16 protein-coding genes, 1 tRNA gene and 1 pseudogene are annotated in these 21,410 nt (G+C 62.4%); 5 read left to right on the top strand and 13 right to left on the bottom strand.

Annotated features, from left to right (window positions below):
- Positions 1–2: 2 nt before the first annotated feature.
- Both phnH and phnG read right to left on the bottom strand, forming a co-directional pair.
- Positions 3–611, bottom strand: coding sequence for a phosphonate C-P lyase system protein PhnH (gene phnH, locus KFF05_13615; GenBank protein UTW53720.1), 609 nt, complete (start codon positions 609–611; stop codon positions 3–5).
- 17 nt (positions 612–628) lie between these two features.
- Positions 629–1,147: a phosphonate C-P lyase system protein PhnG gene (phnG, locus tag KFF05_13620; GenBank protein UTW50957.1), complete on the bottom strand. Its 519-nt coding sequence runs from the start codon at positions 1,145–1,147 to the stop codon at positions 629–631.
- Positions 1,148–1,354: 207 nt separating this feature from the next.
- Between phnG and phnF the strand changes: the two genes are divergently transcribed.
- Positions 1,355–2,092 carry a phosphonate metabolism transcriptional regulator PhnF gene (phnF, locus tag KFF05_13625; GenBank protein ID UTW50958.1) on the top strand — a complete coding sequence of 246 codons (738 nt, stop codon included), beginning with the start codon at positions 1,355–1,357 and terminating at the stop codon, positions 2,090–2,092.
- A 165-nt stretch (positions 2,093–2,257) separates the two neighbouring features.
- Positions 2,258–3,397, top strand: coding sequence for an alpha-D-ribose 1-methylphosphonate 5-triphosphate diphosphatase (locus tag KFF05_13630; GenBank protein UTW53721.1), 1,140 nt, complete (start codon positions 2,258–2,260; stop codon positions 3,395–3,397).
- Positions 3,398–3,477: 80 nt separating this feature from the next.
- Here KFF05_13630 and KFF05_13635 read toward each other — a convergent pair whose 3' ends face one another.
- From KFF05_13635 to phnC, 4 genes are all read right to left on the bottom strand, one after another.
- Positions 3,478–3,810, bottom strand: coding sequence for a chemotaxis protein (locus tag KFF05_13635; GenBank protein ID UTW50959.1), 333 nt, complete (start codon positions 3,808–3,810; stop codon positions 3,478–3,480).
- A gap of 168 nt (positions 3,811–3,978) precedes the next feature.
- On the bottom strand, positions 3,979–4,794 hold the full coding sequence (gene phnE, locus KFF05_13640; protein ID UTW50960.1) for a phosphonate ABC transporter, permease protein PhnE: 816 nt from the start codon (positions 4,792–4,794) through the stop codon (positions 3,979–3,981).
- Between the two features lie 80 nt (positions 4,795–4,874).
- Positions 4,875–5,897: a phosphonate ABC transporter substrate-binding protein gene (phnD, locus tag KFF05_13645; GenBank protein UTW50961.1), complete on the bottom strand. Its 1,023-nt coding sequence runs from the start codon at positions 5,895–5,897 to the stop codon at positions 4,875–4,877.
- 72 nt (positions 5,898–5,969) lie between these two features.
- Positions 5,970–6,836 (bottom strand): phosphonate ABC transporter ATP-binding protein, encoded by an 867-nt coding sequence (gene phnC / locus KFF05_13650; GenBank protein ID UTW50962.1) that lies wholly within the window; start codon positions 6,834–6,836, stop codon positions 5,970–5,972.
- A gap of 293 nt (positions 6,837–7,129) precedes the next feature.
- Between phnC and KFF05_13655 the strand changes: the two genes are divergently transcribed.
- Together KFF05_13655 and KFF05_13660 are read left to right on the top strand one after the other, a co-directional pair.
- Positions 7,130–12,259 (top strand): PAS domain S-box protein, encoded by a 5,130-nt coding sequence (locus tag KFF05_13655; protein ID UTW50963.1) that lies wholly within the window; start codon positions 7,130–7,132, stop codon positions 12,257–12,259.
- A 205-nt stretch (positions 12,260–12,464) separates the two neighbouring features.
- Complete coding sequence (locus tag KFF05_13660) at positions 12,465–12,869, top strand: response regulator (GenBank protein ID UTW50964.1); 405 nt, start codon at positions 12,465–12,467, stop codon at positions 12,867–12,869.
- Between the two features lie 55 nt (positions 12,870–12,924).
- Here KFF05_13660 and KFF05_13665 read toward each other — a convergent pair.
- The 4 genes and pseudogenes from KFF05_13665 to KFF05_13680 all read right to left on the bottom strand — a co-directional run bounded on the left by KFF05_13665 (position 12,925) and on the right by KFF05_13680 (position 17,163).
- Positions 12,925–14,769: pseudogene (locus KFF05_13665) on the bottom strand (ABC transporter ATP-binding protein).
- A gap of 34 nt (positions 14,770–14,803) precedes the next feature.
- Positions 14,804–15,367, bottom strand: a complete 564-nt coding sequence (locus KFF05_13670; GenBank protein ID UTW50965.1) for a hypothetical protein — start codon at positions 15,365–15,367, stop codon at positions 14,804–14,806.
- A gap of 102 nt (positions 15,368–15,469) precedes the next feature.
- Complete coding sequence (locus tag KFF05_13675) at positions 15,470–16,138, bottom strand: type 1 glutamine amidotransferase (GenBank protein UTW50966.1); 669 nt, start codon at positions 16,136–16,138, stop codon at positions 15,470–15,472.
- Entirely contained in the window at positions 16,135–17,163 is a 1,029-nt protein-coding gene (locus tag KFF05_13680; GenBank protein UTW50967.1) for an amidoligase family protein, read from the bottom strand. The genes KFF05_13675 and KFF05_13680 overlap by 4 nt, the downstream gene beginning before the upstream one ends.
- Positions 17,164–17,360: 197 nt before the next feature.
- Here KFF05_13680 and KFF05_13685 point away from each other — a divergent pair, with 197 nt between their 5' ends.
- A complete protein-coding gene (locus KFF05_13685) occupies positions 17,361–18,104 on the top strand; it encodes an enoyl-CoA hydratase/isomerase family protein (GenBank protein UTW50968.1) in 744 nt (247 codons plus the stop codon).
- Between the two features lie 16 nt (positions 18,105–18,120).
- Here the strand turns inward: KFF05_13685 and KFF05_13690 are convergent.
- From KFF05_13690 to mrdA, 3 genes are all read right to left on the bottom strand, one after another.
- Positions 18,121–18,196: transfer RNA gene (locus KFF05_13690), tRNA-Lys, on the bottom strand.
- A 112-nt stretch (positions 18,197–18,308) separates the two neighbouring features.
- Entirely contained in the window at positions 18,309–19,463 is a 1,155-nt protein-coding gene (rodA, locus tag KFF05_13695) for a rod shape-determining protein RodA (GenBank protein UTW50969.1), read from the bottom strand.
- A 12-nt stretch (positions 19,464–19,475) separates the two neighbouring features.
- The gene (gene mrdA, locus KFF05_13700) at positions 19,476–21,407 is read right to left on the bottom strand and encodes a penicillin-binding protein 2 (protein UTW50970.1); all 1,932 of its coding nucleotides are present in this window, start codon (positions 21,405–21,407) and stop codon (positions 19,476–19,478) included.
- Positions 21,408–21,410: the final 3 nt, after the last annotated feature.

Genomic DNA, 21,410 nt, shown 5'->3' on the forward strand with positions numbered 1-21,410 from the left:
CGTCAGCCCTCCACCCGCGTCGTGCGCGGCAGGGCGGCGATGCGCCGGCCGGCGCAGAGGATCAGGTCAATGCCGCGGGGAAAGCGGTCCGCGTTGCGCGCAAGGTCATCGACGATCCCACCTGGTAAGCCCGCGACACGGAGCCCCACGGCACCGTCGATGCCCGGGCCACTCAGCCGCCAGGCGCCCGCAGCATCGGGGGACGCCGCCGCCAGATCGGCAACCTGCACGATCAGGGTCGCCGAGCCTTCGGGGGCCTCGTCCGTGCCCTGATGGAACGTATCAATAGCGGGTAATATCCTGCCGTCGGCGATCAGGACGAAATCGGCCTGGGCCGGTCCCGCCGCGCGAGGAGCGCCCGTGTGAAAGGTCAGGAATGCCGTCGCCCCGTCCGCATCACGGCCGCCATCGTCAATCCACAGCGGCGTTTCGAAATCCAGAAGAGCAAGGCAGACCGCCGCCCCGGCTATGTTCAACGGGGCCGGCGGATCGATTTGGACCGCCGTTTCCCGCACCTCGCCCGGCCGTGACATCGCGCGCAGGACATCGCGGAACACGCCCTGCGAATCATGTACCGGGTCATGGAACCCCGCAGCCAGACCACCCGCCATTGAACCCGTCGAAGTGGTCATTCGGAATCCGCCGATTGTTCACGGACCAGGGTGAAGAACTCAACCTTGGTCGCCGCCGTCTTGGCGGCAGTCCGCGCCCGTGCCATGGCGCGCGATGCCCGCAACGGCGCGATGACGCACGCCATCACCCGGTCCGCCCAGGTACCGGTCTGCAACAGCGCGTCGAACAGGGCCGCCAATTCCGCGTGGCGCGCTGAGCGGCCGGCGACATAACCGTGCCCGACGGTTCCGTCCGCCAGTCCCACGGAGCAACGGGTCACCGTCATTTCACCAAGGTTGAAGGCCTGACCATCACCGCCGGCGCGTCCCCGCACCATCGCCAGGCCCTGTTGCGGCGAACGCAAGACGTCGTATGCCATGGTCGACTGATCCGAGGCCGACAGATCGGACACCAACGCCCGCCAAGCGGCCTCCAACTCGGCTTCGGATGCGCGCGCCAGCAGGCCCATCCATTCCGCGCGGTCATCGGAACCGGCCGCCCCACCGGGAGCCTGGGAATTGGAAAAATGGGCCATTTTCGCTCGAATCTCCGCCAGCCTTAATCCATCGCAAAGTCCCGCGCTGGCCTTTGCGATATGAATAGACAAACTGGATATTTGTCTAGACGTCTATTTCTTTCGTGATAATATGGCCTGACGTACCCAGCAAGTAAATCGACAAGTCATGACGATTCAATGACACGGTCGGGAACGCATCATCATGGGATGGAATGAGGTCAAGTCATGGACCCAACGAGAGTGAAACGCGGATCGGGTGTATCCCTGTGGCGCCAAATCGAGGAACAGATTTCCGACGACATCGCCAGTGGTATGATCGCGCCTGGGTCCCGCCTGCCGACGGAACACGACCTGGCCGAACGCTTCAACGTCAACCGCCATACCGTGCGCCGCGCCATGAAGGCGCTGGAGCAGGAAGGATTGATCCGCATCGAACAAGGCCGCGGCACCTTCGTCCATGAACATGTCATTGACTACCCCGTGCGCCGCCGCACCCGGTTCACGGAAAACATCATGGCCCAGCGCCGCCAGCCCGGCGGCTGGGTTCTGTTGAGCGAACGGGTCAAGGCCACGGCCGACGTCGCCGAAGCTCTTGATCTTGCGGAAGAGGCGCAAGTATCCCTGATACGCACAATCGGCGAGGCCGACGGACGGCCGATCAGCGTCGCCGACCATTACTTCTGCGCCGCACGCTTCCCCAGCATGATCGAAGCGTTCGAGGAATCACGGTCGATCTCCAAGGCTCTTGCTCAGTTCGGTGTCACCGACTTCTTCCGCAAGATCACCCGCGTCACAACCCGCATGCCCGATGCCGATGAAGTCCAGCTTCTCAGTCAGCCGCCCAACCGGCCGGTGCTGGTCGCCGAAAGCATCAACGTGGACACGGACGGCAAGCCCATCGAATACGGCCTGACCCGGTTCGCCGGTGACCGCGTACAACTGCTGTTCGAACCCTCGACCTGACCCTTGCCCTCCGGGGCGGCGCTGTCATCCATACGTCATCCCAGGGTCACCGTCTGGACACGCCCGGTCTCTAAGAGGATTGGAACGATACCGGTCGGCTTCCCCCAATGCCGCCGATGAACAGAGGTGCGCGGGATGATGAACATCGTGGTAAATAGTCGTTCAATGGTTTCGGAACTGATTTTCACCAATGCCACGGTGGTTACCCGCGAACGCGCCTTCACCGGCACGCTGCGGGTCGCCGACGGCGTGATCCGCGACGTCGATGACGGGCGCAGCGGCCTGCCCCATGCCATTGATTGCGAGGGCGACTTTCTGATCCCCGGCCTGGTCGACATCCACACGGACAATCTGGAAAAGCACCTGGAACCGCGTCCCGGCGTGAAATGGCCGGGCCTAGCCGCATTTCAGGTGCACGACCGCATGCTGGCCACCGCCGGCGTCACGACGGTCTTCGATTCCCTGGTCGTCGGCGATATGCACCTTGGCAAACCGGGCCGCCAGGGCGCTTTGGACCTGGCCAGGGACGTCCTCACGGCCTCGATCGACGATGACCTGATGAAGGCCGATCATCGCCTGCACATTCGTGCCGAGGTCGCGTCCGACACGGTGATGAACGAACTGGCCAATATCATCGACCATCCCTTGGTCGCCCTGGTGTCGGTCATGGATCACACCCCAGGCCAGCGCCAATGGCGCGACCTGGACAAGTGGAAAAAGGTATACAGCCGCGTCTACACCGCGGCGGAACTGGACGCCCAGATCGACGGCCTGATCGAACGACAGAAGAATTACAGCGCCCAAAATCGCCAGGCGGTCATCGGGGAAGCACGCAAGCGCGGCATCCCCTTGGCCAGCCACGACGACACCACGGCCGAACACGTAGCCCAGGGGCACCAGGAAGGCATCCTGATTTCAGAATTTCCGACCACCCTGGACGCCGCTCGGGCCGCCCATGCCCACGGCATGAAAACGATCATGGGCAGCCCCAATATCGTGAAAGGCGGATCGCACTCGGGCAACGTCGCCGCCGCGGACTTGGCCGAGGCCGGCCTGCTGGACGGTCTGGCGTCCGACTACGTGCCGATTTCCATGATCCATTCGGCCTTCATCCTGGTCGACAACCACGGGATCGCCCTGCCCGATGCCGTCGCCATGGTGACGGCCGAACCTGCCGCCATGGCAGGTCTGACCGACCGCGGCGAAATCACCCCCGGCAAGTCCGCCGATCTTGTTCGCGTGAAGTCCTACCAAGATCTGCCGACGATCATGGGGGTATGGCGGCGCGGCCGCCAAATTGCCTAAGCCGGCAATCCGTCAAGGATCAGCCGATACCCCCCACCCGGCTCCGGGCAGGTGGACATCAAGCAACCGATAATCCGCTTTTAAAGAAGGCTGGCCAGGTGATCGACGCGGCGGCGGAGGTTTTCCAGAACCTCGCCGACTTCGGCGGTTGCCCGCGCGGTCTGTGCCGACAGGTTCTTGACCTCGCCCGCAACGACGGCAAAGCCCTTGCCGGCATCGCCGGCACGGGCAGCCTCGATGGTCGCGTTCAGGGCCAGGAGGTTGGTCTGCTTGGCGATCGCATCAATCTGTTCGGCGACCTTTCCGACCTGGGCGATTTCCGTCTGAAGGCTGGAGATTTCGTCGCGAATTTCCGCGTTGCGGTCATCGCCAGTTACGGCCGTCCCAGCGGCGGTGGCAACTTCGGTGCTCATACCTGCGTCCTACGCATTGTTGTTGTGTCCTCATTCGAATGTCCGCACGACCTCCGGTCGGGCAGCAGCCCCCCCAAGAGGCCCAGACAGGAACCGTAGCCGATTCGCACAAATCGGCCAAGCGGGTAATAAAGGAACGCTCACAAGGCGATCATCCGGCACCAAAAGTCAGGTATAGCGTTGACGCAGGATCCGGGAAACGATGTCGAGCAAAGTCACTGTGCCGATGATGATGAGCATCACCGCCGCGGTTTCCGCATAATAAAACCCGCGGATGAATTCCCACAGCACCATGCCGATGCCGCCGGCGCCGACAATGCCGATCACCGTTGCCGAGCGCAGGTTGCTTTCGAACCGGTAGAGCGAGAAAGAAATCCAAAGCGGCAGGACCTGCGGAATGACGCCGAAGATGACCTCGTGAATGGCGTCGGCGCCGGTGGCGCGGATACCTTCGACCGGGTTGGGATCAATGGCTTCGACCGCTTCGGAAAACAGCTTGGCCAGCACGCCCGTGGTATGGACCCACAAGGCCAGGACGCCCGCGAACGGTCCCAGGCCCACGGCGACCACGAACAGCATGGCGAACACAAATTCGTTGATGGCGCGGGCCGCGTCCATCAGCCGGCGTGTCGGCTGGTAAACCCACCAGGGCACCAAATTCTGGGACGACAGAATGCCCAAAGGCACCGAGCAGACAACTGCGAGCACCGTGCCCCAAATGGCGACCTGCACGGTGATCAGCATCTCGCGCAGCATGGTTGGCCATTCATAGAAATTCGGCGGAAAGAACCCGGAGGCGAATTCGGCCATGTTGTCGGCGTATTCGACCAGGGCCAGAGGGTTCATCTCCGCCCCTTCCCAGGCCCAAGCCAGAATCGCCAGGACCACCACCCAGCCCAGCATGTTCACGGTCGACCGCTTGACGTCCCTTGCAGGCAACGTCAGCGGCTGGGCGGCGGCGCCGGTGTTGTCGATCACGGTCATGAAGCTTCCATTCTTGGAAAGTGCGGGGAATAAACGGACGCCGCGCCCAAAGCGGGCGCGGCGCCTTGGGAAGGCTAGGCCTAACGCAGAGCCAGCTGGTTTTCGCTGAGAATCTTCAGCACATCGAGCTTGCGGTCGATTTCGGCAATCTTCTTGGCCTTGTCGGCCGCGTCCATGCGTTCGTCACCGGCCAGCTTGCGCTTGTCCTTGAACAGCTGGAGTTGGCGGATCGGATAAAGCTGCGCGTTGGAAGAATCCTCGAAAGGCGCCCAGCCCGAGCTGACGCCGGACAGGATCTGGCGTTCCTTTTCGGCGTTCGGCCCAAGACGGCCATAGGACAGGAAGAAGCCCTTGATGATGCTCTTGGCGCCCTTGTCCAGGTCCGAGCGCCACACGATCGGATCGTTGGGGATCAGGGGCGATTTCCAGATCGCCTTGATCTTGGCAAAGGCATCCGGGTGGTTCTTCTGCAGGCGCGACAGGGATTCCGTGTTGTTGGTGGCGAAATCCACCTGGCCGTTGGCCACGGACAGCGCATTGGTTTCATGGCTGGCGTTGCGCACCGACTTGTAGCACTTCTTAGGGTCGACATCGTTCTTGGCGAACACATAGAAGCTGGGCACCAGGAACCCGGATGTGGAGTTCGGATCGCCGTTGCCGAAAGTCAGCGACTTGTCGCAGTTCAGCACGTCCTCAAGCTTGTTGAGCTTGTCGTTGTCCTTCTGCGTCAGCAGCAGCGACCAGTAGCCCGGGTTGCCGGTGACGTCGACCGTCTGCACGAAGACCTCTCCACCGGCACGGTCGACGGCCTCCATGGCCGATTTGTTGCCGAACCAGGCAATGTCGACTTTCTTGAAGCGCATGGCTTCGATCACCCCGGCGTAGTCGGAGGCGAAGAATGCCTTCACCTCGACACCGAGCTGCTTGCCCATGGCTTCCAGGAACGGGGTGAAACTTTTCTTCAGGCCCTGGGACGATTCCGTGGAAATGATCCCGAAGGTCAACGGGTTCGGCATGTCGGCCCGGGCCGCTCCGGTGGACGCAACGTGAACCGTAGCAAAGGCCGCCAGCGCGATGCCGGCGATCATGGCCTTTTTAAACATTTTCGACTTCCTCCTGAGTTGAGTGGGCACGTGAATGTGGGACGGGCGGAAAAAAACGGCGCGCAGGGCCGCTCAGGCGGAGGCCGGGCGCAATTGGCGGGCCATCGGCACGCGCCGGGGGCCGGCGGCGATGGGGCCCGGCAAAATCAATTCCTCTCCGGCGGCGCCGTAAAGCTCGCGCAGGAAATCGTGGGTCAGGGCTTCGCTGGGCCCGTCATAGACGACCACGCCGTCGCGCAGCGCCACCGTGCGCGCGCAGTAGCGGGTCGCGAAATCGACCTGGTGCAGGGACACAACGACAGTGATGCCGTCCTCGCGGTTGATGCGGGCCAGATTTTCCATCACCCGGCGTGCCGATTCCGGATCAAGGGACGCGATGGGTTCATCCGCCAATACGATCTCCGCCCGCTGAACCAGGGCGCGGGCGATGGCGGCGCGCTGCTGCTGGCCGCCGGACAGGGTCGAGGCCCGCTGCGTCGCGTACTGATCGATGCCGACACGCCGGAGCGCTTCCAGGGCGCGCATCTTTTCCTCGCGGGTGAACAGCCCGAACCAACCCCGCCAGGCCGGAATCTGGCCGAGCACGCCAAGCACGACATTCGTCAAAAGCGACAGCCGATCGACCAGATTGAATTGCTGAAAGATAACCCCGACACGGCCTCGTACGGCGCGCACCCCGCGCGCCAGATGGCCGTTTTCCTGAACCGGATACCCCAGAACTTCGATCATGCCGTCGCCGGCACGGTCGGCAAGCATGAGGCCGGAGATATGACGCATCAGGGTCGACTTTCCCGAGCCCGAGGCGCCGATCAGGGCAACCATTTCACCAGCGTCGATGGTCAGGCTGACGTTATCCAACGCCCGGGTGGTCTGGAACCCTTTGCGGAAGGTTTTCGATAGATTGTGAACGCGGATCGCGGGCGTGATGTCAGACGTCATGGTCATCCCTGTCTTTGCGACTGTGATCTGCAGTGCCAATACCGGCCCGAAGCGGGCCATCCTGCTGAACGGCGACAATGCGGATGCGCGCACCGCAAGTGGTGTGTATCTAAGGGATCGTCGATGACCCAATGCTTGCGATTTTGTGACGGTTTGGTGACCACCGCCGCGATCAGCCGCCCCTTCGCCAACGATGACGATGTTTGTGATCTTCCACCAATTCGTGCCAAAATGTCCCCAGCCATCGCAGAAGCGGAGGCTGGCCGAAGGGAGAAGGTTCAGAGGCCGCTAAAATGTCGATCCAGACCAAGATAATTACTGTTCTGGTGGTGGTCCTGGGCGGATTATTGCTCGGCGACCTGATCGTGCTCGACCGCGTCGTTCTGGAAGGTTTCCGCAAACTTGAAAACCAGGAAACCCGGCGTGAGATCGGGCGCACCATGGCAATCGTCGATGACGAAGTAAAAAGCCTGGACCCCGTCGCCTCGAACTGGGCGCAATGGGACGACCTTGCCGAGTTTGCCCAGACCGGCGACCCCGCCTTTGCCAAGCAGAAGCTATCGAACACCGTTCTCGACACCCTCGCCCTCGACATGGTGATCGTCGTCAACCGCCACGGCCGGGTGGTGTTGAAGCGTTTTCGCAACCGCCAGACGGGCGGCGCCATCCATGTCGACAACCTGGAACACGACGATTTCCCCGAAGACCATCCGCTGCTCGCCCATAATCGGGGCGTCGGCCATATCCGCGGCACCATCGCCACGGACAACGGCCCGATTTTGACGACCGCCGCCCCCCTGTTGGGCAAACGGGGTGTTCCGCCCGCGGCTGGCACGGTGATCATCGGACGTCTGATGGACAAGGCGGCGGTGTCACGCATTTCCGGACAGATGAACAATGCCCTGGAAATGACGCCGATCACCCAGGGTCTGTCCTCCGGTCAACGTGAGACGGTCAACCATATCCTCGCCCTGGATGAACCGGTCATCGAACGATCGGCCGACGGATCATGGACCGCACTTCTGGTGCAGCGTGATTTATTCGGATACCCGGCGGCGCTCTATTCCATCACCGCATGGTCAACGATCCATGGACTGGGTGCCGACACCGTTCGCACCGCGAGCATCATGGCAATTCTGGCCTCATTGACCGTCATCGCCGTGATCCTTTTCCTGATGCGCCGGTTGATCGTGCATCCTTTTGCGAACCTGAAGCGTGAGCTTCTGGACATTCGCGCGTCCGGCGACCTGACCAAGACGATCCCAACCAGCGGCAAGGACGAATTCGCACTGGTCAGCCGCGAGATCAACGACCTTCTGACCGAGCGCGCCGCATTCGAGCAGGCCCTGGAGCGTCACCAGTCGGAGCTTGAGCAGCGGGTCGAGGAGCGGACTTACGAGCTGCAACGGGAAATCGCCGACAAGGAAGCGGCACAAGAAACCCTGAAGTTCACGGAATTCTCGCTGTCCCATTCGGGCGAGGCCCTGTTCTGGCTGCGCCGCGACCAACGCATTTTATATGTCAACGACGCCACCTGCAGGCATCTGGGCTATACCCAGAAGGAACTGCTGCGCATGTCGTTTCCCGATTTCAGCGACGGCCCGCCGCCGGACAAGGACTGGGACACTTTCTGGGAAGAACTCAAACGCGGCGGCCAGATCCGCTTTGATACCCGTCATCGACGAAAAGACGGTTCCGCCGTACCGGTCGAGGTTCGGGCGACGGTCATGGAGTACGCAGGCGAGGAATTCCTGTTCGCCTTCGCCCAGGACATTTCCCGCCGCCTGGCCCGCGAACAGGCGCTGATCGAAAGCGAACGCCGGTTCCGCACCCTGACCGAAGAGGCCAACCAGGGGATCGTCGTTCACCGCGGGTTCTATCCGCTTTACGTCAACCCGGCGTTCCTGCACATCTTCGGCTTCGAAAGCCATAACGAATTCCTGCAGCAGGGCAGCCTGGAAATCACCCTGGCGCCCGAGGAAGTCGCCCGCATCCGTGGCTATGACCTGGCCCGCATGCAGGGCCAAAACGCGCCCAGCGATTATATCTACCGTGGCATCCGCAAGGACGGGACTGAGGTCTGGCTGAACAACCGGTCGTTCCTGATCGACTGGGGCGACGGGCCGGCGGTCTGCACCGTGCTGTTCGACGTGACCAAAAACCGCAATGCGATGCAGCAACTCTATCTTCTGGAATCGGCGATGCAGGAGGCCAACGACCCCTTCTTCGCCGTCGATCCGGACGGACGGTTCATCTATGTCAACGATGCATCCTGCCGTGCGCTCGGCTACGGCCGCGAAGAACTGTTGAACATGGCCGTGTCCGATATCAATCCGGCCCGTGCCGGCGGCAAATGGAAGGAACGGTGGGATTATCTGAAAATCCACGGTCACCGCGTATCGTTTGGTGAACACCGCCGCAAGGACGGCACGGTCTTCCCCGTCGAAACCACCTCGACCTTCATCGACCATGAAGGTCATGAATACATCTTCGCCTACTCCCGCGATATCAGCGAGCGACTGAGGACGGAGAACGCCCTGCGTCAGGCCCGTGACGACCTTGAAAAGCGGGTCGAAGAACGCACCCAGGAACTGACTCGCGAGGTCGAGGAACGCCGACGCGCCGAACTGGCCGTACAGGAGAGCGAGACCAGATTGCGTGGCGCCCTGGAAAGCCTACAGGAAGGCTTCGCCCTTTTCGACGCCGATGACCGTCTTGTCCTGATGAACTCGCGCTACGCCGACACCCATCCCCGGGCAGAAGAAATCCTCGAACAAGGTGGAACGTTCGAGGATATCCTGCGCGCCAGCCTGCCGCGCATCGCTGACGCCCAGGGACGCGTCGAGGAATTTGTCGCCCAGCGCATATCAGAGCATCGCAACCCGGGACCGCCGATCATCCGCGAGTTCACGGACGGTCGCTGGTTCCTGTTGCGCGAGAGCCGCACGTCCGACGGAGGTATCACGGTTACCGCGACGGACATTACCGAACTGAAAACCATCGAAGCCGACCTGAAACAAAAGACCGAACTGTTCGACACCGCCGTCCGCGCCATGAACAACGGGATTGTGGTGCTTGATTCCGATCTTCGGTTCGTCACCTACAACGACCATTACATCAATCTGTTCGATTTCCCCCCGGGCCTCGTGCAAGAAGGCGCCAGCCTCGAGAACGCCTTGCGGTTCCTTGCGGAACGCGGTGACTACGGCGACCAAGACACACCGGACGAAATCGTGGAACGGCATGTTTCCGGCATTCGGAAACAAGAAAACCTCATCATCCGCCGTCATCTCAAGAATGGACGGACGGTCGAAACCCGGCGTGGCTGGCTGCCCGACGGCGGCATCGTCGGCATCCATGTGGACATCACCGAAAGCGTGCAGTTCGAGGAACGCCTGCGCGAGGCCCGCGACACGGCAGAAAGCGCCAACAAGGCAAAATCGATCTTCCTCGCCAACATGAGCCATGAAATCCGCACCCCCATGAACGGCATCATGGGCGTCGCGGAAATGGTGCACGATACGGCCCTCAGCAGCACCCAGCGCGGCATGCTGACCATCATCCAGGATTCATGCCGCACGCTGATGAGCATCATCGACGACATCCTGGACTTCTCGAAGATCGAGGCCGGGCGGCTGGAACTGGACCTCAGCCCGTTCAGGCTCAGCGATCTGGTCGAGGGCGTCGCCGACCTTTTGGCCCCCCGAGCCGAGGAAAAACGCAACCGTCTCGGCGTGTTTATCGATCCGACCATACCGGACGAGTTGATCGGCGACCCGACCCGGCTGCGCCAGATCCTTCTCAATCTGGTCGGTAACGCGGTCAAGTTCACGGACAACGGCCGCATCGACATCGACGTGCGCGCGGAGACGGCGGAAGATGGCGGTTCCCAATTCCTGTTCCGGGTTCACGACACAGGCATCGGCATTTCCGAAGAAAACAAGCGCAAGCTGTTCCAGCCCTTTGAACAGGGTGACAGTTCGACCATGCGGCGGTTCGGCGGCACGGGACTGGGTCTGTCCATCTGCCGCGCCCTGGTCGATATGCTGGGCGGCGAAATCGGCGCCGACAGCCGCGAGGGACGCGGCGCCACCTTCTGGTTCCGGATTTCCATGTTGCCGAGCCGCGACCCGACCGCCGTCATCGGTCGTCCGTTCGCCGGACATCATATCGGCATCCTCGCCGGTGATCCGGGCACCGCTGAATGCATCGACACCTACCTGCGCCACCTGGGTGCGCATACCGACATCATTCCCAGCCTGCGCGCCTTGAACCGCATGGCATCCGGCGACAAGATGTTGGGTGATCAGTTCGACCTTCTGATTGTCGATCACGACCGCGGCGCAGAAGGCGTCAGCCGGTTCGTCGCCGCGCGGGAAAAGGCGGGCGACCCGATTTCGCCGCGAACGATCATCCTCATGCCGCGAGGCGACATTCTGTCCATCGCCTCGGACCGCCTTGCCGGACAGTACATGTTCGTGCCGAAACCCGTTCAGCGCGCGATGATCTGGAATGCGGCGGCGATGGCCTTGGGGCTCAACCTCCCCGGGATTGGCACCCCGGTACGTCGGATCGCGGACACCGCGGCGCTGCCGCTTTACGTCACACCGGATACAGAGATTGCCCGTGCCGAAGGAGCCCTTGTCCTGTTTGCCGAGGACAACCCGGTCAACTGCAAGGTCATCTGCATGATGCTCGAGCGCCTGGGTATCGCCGTCGAAACGGTGAACAATGGCAACGACGCCTGGACCCGCATCCGCCGTCAACCCTACGGCATGCTGATCACCGATTGCCACATGCCGGAAATGGATGGTTACGAGCTTGCGGAAAAGGTCCGCACGCTGGAACGCACTAACGAGCGGCCGCATATGCCGATCATCGCCCTGACCGCAGATGCCCTGATCGGCACCAAGGAGCGATGCCGTGCCGCCGGGATGGATGATTATCTGCCCAAGCCCGTGGATCGCGCCACTTTGAACGAGATGATCCAACGCTGGCTGCCCAAGGCGGTGCAACTGCGCCGACCGGCCGTGACCGATGATCACACCACCCCGCGCAACGGACCTTTCGGCGATGATGCGATCCTGGATCTGCGCTACATCCATGATGCCGTCGGCGGTGACGAGACCATGGTCGCCCCCTTGCTTGAAGATTATATCCGCAATGCGCGCCGGCTGGTCGATGACATGCTTGATGCTTTTGAAGATAGGGATTTCGTCCGCGCCCGCGAAGCCGCGCACGCGGCCAAGGGCACGTCACGCCTTGCCGGGGCGGTGCGCTTCGCTAATTTGTGCGAACAGATCGAACTGTTCCTATGCGCCGGCGACACCTCCCGTGCGGCGGAATATTCACGGCGCATCGAACCCGAACTTGCCGTCGTCTCCCAGGCGGTCGCCGGGCATGACCGTCGTTCCATTTCCTGATCCATCGCTCTCTGGTTTACGGATTTTTGACCCAGGACATCACCAATCGCCGTTCCGCAGAACGAAACGCCATTGCCACAACCGGCAGCCGTGTTACCATTAAAGAGAGTGCAAATTTCATACCCGTTTCATTTGGCCGCACCGGCGCGGACACGCTCTGCAACAAAGACGTAACCACGGCAAAGACATACGGAGGCATAAGGTCTTGAGCGACACAGCTTTCGCCGACATGACCGCGTTGATCATCGACGATCAGGAATTCGTGGTGAACATCGTCCGCAAGATGATGGAACAGATCGGCTTTGGTCGGATCGAAACCGCCGCCGACGGCCAGGCCGGCCTGCATGCGATGACCGGCGTTCGGCCGCATGTCGTGCTCTGCGACATCGAGATGCGGCCTATGGACGGCCTGACGTTCCTCAAGGAATTGCGTGACAGCATGGATAGAACCATCCGCGACACGCCGGTGATCTTCCTGACCAGCCATGGCCGCCACGAACTGGTGGCCAAGGCCCGTGCCCTCGGCGCCGACGGCTTTGTGACAAAGCCCGCCACGGTCAACCTGCTGCGCGAACGGATCGAACAGTCAATCCAAAGCCGCGCGGCCTGACAGCGCGTTCAAGGCCACAACCGCGCGGCCGGACGCCGCACCCACATCGTCTGCCTTACGCCCGCGCCACCATGTGGCCTGGTGACACCTCGTCGAAAGAAACCAATTCCGGACTATAGTCCATCGGCTTTACCGGGCTGGGGATTTCGTCGACCATCAGCTTGCGTTCCTTGCGACGCAATCTGGGGTCGGCCACCGGCACTGCGGACAGCAGCTTTTTCGTATAGGGGTGCCGGGGGTCTTCAAAAATGTCCTCACGGCTGCCGATTTCAACAATCTGCCCCAGATACATGACGGCGACCCGGTGACTGATCCGCTCCACCACCGCCATGTCGTGGCTGATGAACAGATAGGACAAACCCAGTTCGTTTTGCAGATCCATCAGCAGATTGATGACCTGGGCCTTGATGGTGACGTCCAGGGCCGACACGGCCTCGTCACAGATGATCAGTTTTGGATCCATGGCCAAGGCACGGGCGATGGAAATGCGCTGGCGCTGGCCACCGGAAAATTCATGGGGATAGCGTGACGCGAAATCGGCGGGCAGGTTGACCTTGCGCAACAGGTCGGCGACCCGCGCGTCGATGCCGGCCCGCGGCACGAGATTATGAACGCTGAGCGGCTCGGCCAGAATGTCGCGTACGGACATGCGCGGGTTGAGCGACGAATAGGGATCCTGAAAGATCATCTGGACCTTGGTGTAGAAATCCCGTCGGTCTCCGCCCCGGTGTGACGCCATGGACTGACCCTGAAAGATGACGTCGCCCGAGGTTGCCGTTTCCAAACCGATGATGGTGCGGCCCGTGGTCGTCTTGCCGCAGCCACTTTCGCCGACGATGCTCAGGGTCTCCCCGGCCCTGACCTTGAAGGACACGCCCTCGACCGCATGGACACGGGCAATGGGCCGCCGCATGAGCCCTTCCTTGATGTCGAAATAGGTTGTCAGGTTATCGACTTCCAAAAGGAAGTCAGGATTTGAAATCTCGTTCATGTTGTCTGCACCCAATCGCTTATAGATTTTCTTGGAACCGGGCCGGGATCAGCCGGCGATGGCGGGGAATTTTTCCGGCGCGGGTTTGCCGGTCATGCTGCCGATACGGGGTACCGCATTGATCAGCTTGCGGGTATAGGGGTGCTGGGGGTCGTGGAAGATCTGGTCCACCGGTCCTTGTTCGACCACTTGGCCCTGATACATGACGACCACCCGATCGGCCATTTCCGCGATCACCGCCATGTCGTGGGTGATGAACATGACGGACATGCCGAACTCTTCCTGGATGTCCTTGATCAGGTCCAGGATCTGCGCCTGGATCGTCACGTCCAGGGCCGTCGTCGGCTCGTCGGCGATCAGCAGCGCCGGCTCACAGGCCAGGGCCATGGCGATCATCACGCGCTGTCGCATCCCGCCGGAAAGATGGTGCGGGTACAGCGCCAACTTGCCCAGGGGGTCGGGAATGCGCACCCGGGAAAGAAGCCGGACGATCTTTTCCTCGGCCTCGGCCGGGTCCAGGTTCTGATGTTGGAACAAGGGTTCTGTCAACTGCGTGCGCAAACTAAGCACCGGATTCAGGCAGGTCATGGGCTCCTGAAAGATCATGGAGATTTCCTTGCCGCGGATGCCCCGCACCACATCATCTGCCGCCTGGGCCAGGTCGATGCGACCGTGGTCGCGGCTGCTGAAGTGGATACGGCCCTTGGGCACGTAGGCGCCGATCATCTCGTTCAGACGCAACAGCGACATGGCGGTGACCGACTTGCCCGATCCGGACTCACCAACCACGCCCACGGTCTCACCGGGCATGATGGTATAGGAAACGCCGCGCACGGCCTCCACAGGCTTGCCGCTTGTGGGGAAGGTCACATGCAGGTCGTCGAATTCAACCAATGGCGTGTCGGCCATGTTTTGCCTCTTTTTCAGTATGGGATGGGGTTGGTTAGTGCAGGGTCCGGTACGACCGTCTGGCGGCCCAGAGGACGCCCGGGGGCGCCAGGCGCGTGCCGGTCGGAATGACCGAACCGGGACTGTCTCGACGGGGCCGCGGCCCCAGGAAATGGGCATGCACCCACTTACTGGGCTGGAATTCGATGCCCAGGTCGTCAAGCACCTCGGACACTTCGGTCAACAGCGCGCGGCCATGGGCGATCTGGGTATCGGGGAACCACCAGGCCAGCAGTTCGTGGACCGTGCGGTGATTGCCCTTGCGCCATTCGGCAAGGGCATAAATGGCCTGCAGTTCGAACAGGGTCAGGCCGTTGTTGGCGATCGAGTTGAAGCGAACGATGAAGGGATCGTTGCGCCACAATGTGTCGAGAAAGGCACCGACGGCGTCGGCAAGGGCAGAGGGAACATTTTGGGCCTCGGCCCTTGCCGAGCCGTCCCGGCCCGGCCCTTCGGAACGCGTGCTTTCCGGGGTGCACCCCCGCCACGCCCGGATTGCCAGAAGGACAAGTCCCTCACCGGCGTTCAACAGGTTCCTCTTGGGTGTCAGGTCGGTCATGAGTGCGTCTCCTCATTGACCTAAATAATGAGAATGAGAGTCATTCTCAATACTTTTTATTACACCTACCCAAACTTTCTTTCATGGCCTGCCGATGTTCCTCTATTCCCGCGCGGCGCGGACCAATCCACGGTACAGCCCCTGGTGGCGGCGGCGGAACACCAGGAACTCCGGATGCCACTGCACGCCCACCAGGAAACCGGCCGCCGGATGTTCAAGCGCCTGCACGACCCGATGGGCATCCCGCGCCGCGACCCGAAGCCCCCTGCCAAGTCGATCAACCGCCTGATGGTGCAGACTGTTGACGGCGACCCGCCTCCCGCCCATCAGGCGCGCTAGGCGGCTTTCCGGCACCAGGGTGATCCGCTTTCGCGCCAGAGGCGTGCGCAGACGCGGCAGCCCCCGGTAGGCGGCATACATATCCTGGTGCAGCGTTCCGCCTAGGTGGATGTTGATCATCTGAGCACCCCGGCACACCCCCAGAACCGGCACATCCGCATGCAGCGCCCAATCCAATGCCCGCCGCTCCATCCGGTCACGGTCCGGATCAATGCGCAGGTCGAGCGTCACCTCGCCGCCGTACATCTCGGCCCCGATGTCGTCGCCACCGCCGATCACCACCCCGTCGAGGCCCGTCGTATCCGTCCGGCCACCCGCCGACAGGCGCACGGGGCAGCCCCCGGCGCGCCGGACCGCCAACCAATGGGCAAGCCAAGTCAACGTGGCGCCACGGTCGGAAACCGTGACGCCGATGCGGGGCCGTACCGTCATCCCTGGAGCCAGCTTTGCAGTTCGTCCAACCAACGTTCGGCCGCCGGACGCCGAAGATTATCGCGTAGGGCCGCGCCAAGCTGCGCCAGACCGTCCCGATCAGCGGCCAGTTGCTCGACCCGGACCCAGCGGTTCCATTCGACGATGGGGGACCAGGACGGATCGCCCAGGGCGCAATCGGGAAGCCGATAATGAAACGTCGGGCGCGCCTTGATCAGGTCACTGTCCAGCCGCGTGATGACCGCGTCCTCGTCCAGGTGGCGAAACAAAGGCAGCATGTCCAGTTCGCGGTTTCGCGTGGGATTATGATTCAGGTAGTCGGCGATCAGCCTGTCTAGGTCCGGGGCATATTCCGGATCCAACAGCAGCAGGACGTAGTCCCTGGGGAACGGATCCGCATGCGGCATCAGGCGGCGCGTGAGGTCGGTCGCAACCCGTTCGCGCAGCCAATCGGCCAAGATGACGTAGGCCTTGAGATGGCACAGGATTGAACCGGCGTCGGTCGCCGGAAGTTCCGGGTTGAGATGCAGGCCGAAGGCGTACAGCAGGCTGTCGTCCGTGCCTTTGGCACCGGCCCGACGCAGGTCATCTGTGACCGCCGCAAGACGACCCAAATCTGACCAAGGCATGGGCGGCGTGACAATTTCGACCGGAACGATCCCGGCCACCGCCTTGCCCAGCGCCTCGCGGGCGGCGGCATCCAGTTCCTCGGGCAGAAGTGTTGTCTCCGCCCCTTCCTTGGCCTGTGCGTCCTTGTGAACGGCCTGGGCATCCAGTTCGATGACGAAATCACCGAATTCTGTTTCCCCGACGATCAGACGATGGGGGCCTTCCCGGGATATGTCGCCGCCGAACCGGTCCTGCACAAGATTCGCTGCGGCCGGCACATCCAAGCCGGCGAACTCGATCTCGACGCCGACACGGCGGGGGTTTCCGTCTTCCGTCCCCGTCACCGGGGGCTCGACCGGAACCTGATGCCGCCGGGCGGCATTATCGGGGAATATGTCGGGGGGAATATCAGCCATGATTCAACGGCCTTCCGCCGGCGCCGACGGGCGCGACCTTGGGCCTTAAGCATTGACATAGGGATTGCGCAGCCGGATTTCAACCCGGGCGGGGCCATGACCCCGCCGATCCGCTTAAGGAATAAGGAAAGGGTGGACCGGATGCGACAAATCTGCGAACTGATCGGCCTGCCCATCAGAATCGCAAGGACGACGACATGACCCAGACCCTGATCATTGCCAAGCAGGACGGCACCACCGACATCACCATGAACCGGACCGATAAGGCGAACGCCCTGGGCCCCGATCTGGTCGAAGACCTGCTTGCGGCCATGGCGACGGCGGCCAGCGACGGCACGCGGTTGGTCATCCTGCGCGGTGAGGGTAAAAGCTTCTGCTCCGGCTTCGATCTGTCGGATCTGGACAGCGTCACGGACGGCGATCTGGTTCATCGCCTGCTTCGCATCGAAACCTTGTTGCAGGCCGTCTATCACGCACCGTTCCCGACCCTGGCGCTGGCCCATGGCCGGGTGTTCGGCGCGGGCGCCGATCTGTTCTGCGCCTGTAGCCGGCGCATCGCCACTCCAAAGACCTCGTTCCGCATGCCGGGGCTCGGCTTCGGCATCGTGCTCGGCACCCGGCGACTCAAGGTCCGCGTCGGCGAGGACGCGGCCCGCCATATTCAGAACTCCGGCTTGACCTTCGACGCCGCCGAGGCACTGCGCCTGGGCTTCGCCACGGACATGATCGATGGGGACGACTGGCCGCAGGCCATCAAGGGCGCCGCCGCGTCGGCACAGGTTCTCAGCCCCCAGGCGACGGCCGACCTGTTCCGCGTGACGGCAACGGATACGCGCGACGCCGACATGGCCGACATCGCCCGCACGGCCTCGGTCCCTGGGCTGAAGGCCCGCATCCAGGCCTACCGCGAACAGGCCCTAAAGGCCGCCGGCAAAAAGTGATCTAAGGTGGGGGGAATGGTGGGCTGTGTAGGATTCGAACCTACGACCCGCTGATTAAGAGTCAGCTGCTCTACCAACTGAGCTAACAGCCCGCACCACGTATGGAGGGCGGGGTTTTAGCAAGGTTGGCTGCCTTTGTCGAGGCGAAGTGACGCCCTTGGGCCGGATTTGTCGGAAAGCGCGGAATGGCGCGGCGGCGCGGCCCTAAACGTCGTCGCCGATGCCGCGTCGGCCGACCATGACATCACGGTGAATCCAGGTCCCCATCAAGAGCCCGAAGCCGAACAACAGGGTCAGCATCGCCGTGCCGCCATAGGAAATCAGCGGCAGCGGCACACCGACCACGGGCACCAGGCCCATGACCATGGCCATGTTGATGAAGACGTAAAGAAAGAAGGTCGCCGTCACGCCGATGCCGACCAGGCGGCCGAACTGGGTGCGACAACGCACGCTGATGGCCAGCCCGTAAATCAGGATCACCACATAAAGGCCGAGCAACGCCAGCCCGCCCGCCATGCCGAATTCCTCGGCCAGCATCGTGAAGATGAAGTCGGTCTGCATTTCCGGCAAGAAGTTGAGATGGCTTTGCGTGCCCTGCAGGAACCCTTTGCCGAACAGCCCCCCGGACCCGAAGGCGATTTTCGACTGGATGATGTGATAGCCGGACCCAAGCGGGTCATTTTCCGGGTTGAGGAAGGTCAGCACGCGCTGTTTCTGATAATCGCGCAGGAACCCCCAGGCGATGGGCGCCGCCGCAACGGTAACAATGCCGACCAGCACGAATTTCCAGATCCGCACCCCGGCGGCGAAAAAGATCACCGCCCCCGTGATGACCAGCATCAACGCCGTGCCCAAATCCGGCTGGCGGAGGACCAGGGCTGCCGGCACCGCGATCAGCAGGACCGGGACGAACAGGTGGGGAATACGACGCACGTCCTCGATCGAGGTGCCGTGGAAATAGCGCGCCAACGCCAGCACCAGGGCAATCTTCATCAGTTCCGAGGGCTGCAGGCCGAAATAGCCGAGATCAAGCCAGCGTTGCGCCCCCTTGCCGACCTCCCCCATGAATTCCACGGCGACGAGAAGCGCCACCGTCCCCAGATAAAACACATAAGCGTATTTCAGCCATAACCGGATGTCGATCAGGGCCACGGTGATCAGCACGACCATGCCGACGCCAAAGCGCATCATCTGGCGCGACGCCCAGGGTTCGAAATTGCCCCCCGCCGCCGAATACAGCATGGCGAAACCGACCGAGGCCGTCGCCGCCAACAGCAGAATCAACAGCCAGTGCATCTGCCACAGCTTTTGCCGCAGGGTGAAGCTGGGGGGGTTCAGGGCGTCTTCACGCACAGCCATCGTTCTCTTCCCCTACCCCTGATCCGGCACGGGGCGGACACGGTCTTCCGTGCCGCGCAGATCAAGCGCGGCCTGACTGCCGCTGGTCTGGCTGATCGGAATGTCGCGCGCCGATTGGCGGCGCTGGGCCGTCAACAGAAGATCGCGGGCAATGGGCGCCGCGACGCTGGACCCGCCACCGCCGTGCTCCACCACCACGGCAACGGCATAGCGGGGATTGTCCGCTGGCGCGAAGCCGACGAACAAGGCATGGTCGCGCTCTTCCCAGGGCAGGTCCTTGTTCTTGACCACACCCTGTTCGCGTTCAGCCTTGGTGATGCGGCGAACCTGCACCGTGCCGGTCTTGCCGCCCATGATATAGCGCGGATCGTCAATCGCCGACGCACGGGCCGTGCCGTGGGGCGCATTGACGACTTGGGTCATGGCGTCGCGCACCAGGGCCAGGTTGCGTTGACTGACATTGATCTGGGGGAATTCGTGATGTTCGGGCACGGCATGCACGCCGGTCGTGCTCACCGACTTGGTCAATTGCGGCGACACGGCAAAGCCGCCGTTAACCAGCCTTGCCGTCATCACCGCAAGCTGCAGCGGCGTGGCCAGGACATAGCCCTGCCCGATCCCGGCCAGCAACGTTTCGCCCTGGTGCCAAGACTGGTCCCGGGCCTCGCGCTTCCAGGCCTTGGTCGGCACCAGGCCCTGCTTTTCGCCGGGCAGGTCCAGGCCGGTCGCATCGCCAAGCCCGAACCGCTCCGCCATTTCCGCGATGCGGTCGATGCCAACGCGGCGGGCGACTTCGTAGAAATAGACGTCGCAAGATTGAACGATGGCGCTGGTTACATCGACAAGGCCATGGCCGTGTTTCTTCCAGCAATGGAACTTGGTATCGCCCAGTTCCATGAACCCTTCGCAATAGATCTTGCCCGTGGGCGAAATCACGCCTCGCTCAAGCGCCGTCAGGGCGACCAGCATCTTGAAGCACGATCCCGGCGAATAGCGCCCGGCGATCGCCTTGTTGGACAGGGGTGCGGCCGGGTTGTTGATCAACCGGCTCCATTCCTCGACCCCCAGGCCCCGGTTGAAATCGTTGGGATCGAAACTGGGGTGGGAAACCATGGCCAGCACATCGCCGGAATGCACGTCGAGAACCACGGCTGAGGCGCTTACCTCCTTGGACAGACGGTTCGAGACCGCAAGCTGCAGGCCGACATCGATGGTCATGCGTATTTCCGCACCGGGCAGGCCCTCGCGCCGGTTCAGTTCGCGGATCACCCGGCCGTAGGCGTTGACTTCGACCTCGGACGAGCCGCCGGACCCGCGCAGACTGAGGTCATGGATCTTCTCGATCCCCGACTTGCCCGTGCGAAACCCCGGCAGTTCCAGCAGCCGGTCGCCGGTCTTTTCCCGCTCGCTCACCGCCGAGACATAGCCCAGGACATGAGCCAGGTTCTTGCCGTAGGGATAGAACCGGCTTTGCCCTTCATCGATCATCACGCCGGGCAGGTCGGGGGCGTTGACCTCGATCCGCGCGACCTCTTCCCATTCCAGGTTTTCGCGGAGCGTCACCGGCACGAAGGACCGGTTACGGCTGACTTCCTTCAGGACCCGCCGACGTTCGCCGATGCTCATCGGCACGATGTCATGCAGCAGGTCGAGCGCCCCGTCGACGCCGAGCCCGCGGGTGTCCTCGGACACCAGCATGACGCGGTAGTTCTGCTTGTTATCGGCAAGCGGAATGCCGAAACGGTCGACGATGCGCCCACGCGGCGGCGCCAACAGGCGCAGGCTGATGCGGTTTTCATCGGCCAGCATCTTGTATTGCTCGGCCTTGACCACCTGCAGGTAATACATCCGGCCGGCCAGCATGGAGACAAGCGCCAGCTTACCCCCCACCAGCATCACGGTGCGGCGGGCGAAAAGTTTTTGGCGTTCTTGATCCCCATGCATCGG

This window comes from bacterium SCSIO 12827, assembly GCA_024397995.1.
Lineage (GTDB): Bacteria > Pseudomonadota > Alphaproteobacteria > Rhodospirillales > Casp-alpha2 > UBA1479.